At 44.8% G+C, this 1,746-nt stretch carries 1 protein-coding gene; it reads left to right on the forward strand.

Translation table 11 applies throughout. The features are described 5' to 3' along the window. Positions 1-92: 92 nt before the first annotated feature. Positions 93-1,628 (forward strand): IS1182 family transposase, encoded by a 1,536-nt coding sequence (locus BMW93_RS35035; protein WP_090387479.1) that lies wholly within the window; start codon positions 93-95, stop codon positions 1,626-1,628. Positions 1,629-1,746: the final 118 nt, after the last annotated feature.

A 1,746-nucleotide genomic window follows, 5' to 3' on the forward strand; every position in this document is an offset into this window, starting at 1 on the left:
GAGGGTGTCTCAAAAAGGCACCTTCTTTTGTTATATGGGCTTTGCCGATTTTCTGTGATTGATTATCTTTAGGTATTAGCAATCCAGGAAAGATGGCCCGACGACAACCTACCTTCAAGCCTTATAATCAGCAGCAATTAATGCTGCTTCCTCCAAGTTTAGATGAGTTAATCTCCAAAGACCATGCTTGTCGGGTGGTCAACGATGTGATCAATAGCATCAGTTTAGAGCCGCTTCATTCAGCCTATCACACGATCGGGTCTTCGAGTTATCACCCGCAGATGCTTCTTAAAGTGCTCGTTTATGGTTATGTGAGCAACATCTATTCAAGCCGTAAACTGGAAGCAGCCTGCAAGGAGAGCATTTACTTCATGTTTTTGAGCTCGATGAGCTATCCTGACCATAATACAATCAACCGGTTTAGGGGGGTGCGTTTGAAAGATGCATTGCGCCAGATTTTTGAAGAAGTGGTATTGTTACTGGCCCAAGAGGGTCTGTTAAGCATTGAAGAGGTCTACACAGACGGCACCAAAATTGAGGCCAATGCCAATAAGTACACTTTCGTGTGGCGGAAGGCGATTGCTACTAATAAGGAGAAGATTAAGAAACAGTTAGCCCATATCTGGGAATACGCCCAGAGCGTGGCCACGACAGAAGATGGTCTTCCCGACCCGCCAGACTTCACTACGATCAGCAAGGAAAAGGTTCAGGATACGGTCAACAAGCTCAATCAGGTATTAGGCAAAAGGGAAGATATTGACAAGAAAATGAAAGCCAAATTAGGATATGTGACCAAGCATTACCCATCCAGCATCGCCCGTTATGAGCAGCAAGAGGCTATTTTGGGCGACCGCAATAGTTACAGCAAGACCGATCCGGACGCTACATTTATGAGGTTGAAAGAAGATCATATGCATAATGGTCAGTTGAAGCCGGCCTATAATGTGCAGATATCGACTTCTAACCAATTCATTGTAAATTATTCCTTGCACACTAATCCTACCGACACCAACACGCTGGCTGCACATCTTGACCAATATGAAAACAGCTTTGGCAGTTCGTTAAAATCAATAACTGCTGATGCCGGCTACGGATCGGAAGAGAACTACACGCTGTTGGAAGAAAAGAAAATCGCGGCTTACGTGAAATATGGCCTCTTCGACAAGCAGCAACATAAAAGCTTTCATAAAAAGCACCCGTTCAGTGTAGACAAGCTTCATTATAATCCCCAGGGCGATCATTATATCTGTCCAATAGGCCAGAAGATGCGATACATTGGCAACAAGGTCAGCAGGACAGCGACAGGTTTTACACAAAGCGCCAGGCTATACCAAGCCTCTAACTGCGGTAAATGTCCCTTAAACGGTGCATGCCATAAATCGAAAGGCGACAGGATTATCCAAGTAAATGTGGACCTGGAAAGACATAAACAGCAGGCAGACGAGTTACTGAAAAGTGAAGAGGGAATCCAGAAACGAAAAAAGCGGTGCTTTGATGTCGAACCTGTCTTCGGCAATATCAAGCATAACCACAACTTTCGCCGGTTCATGCTCCGTGGCAAGCAAAAGGTTGAGATCGAATGGGGATTGATTGCGATAGCACAGAATATCAGGAAGAAGGCAGCTTAGATAGGCTTGATCTAGCTCAGGAACTGCCCATGCCGCTAAAATCTTATACCAATCGGAAAACACGTTTGTAAACCATTTAAAACAGAAGCCCGTCCCAAAAATGATTTGAGACGGGCTC

It is taken from the genome of Dyadobacter sp. SG02, from assembly GCF_900109045.1.
In the GTDB taxonomy this organism is placed as follows: Bacteria; Bacteroidota; Bacteroidia; order Cytophagales; family Spirosomataceae; genus Dyadobacter.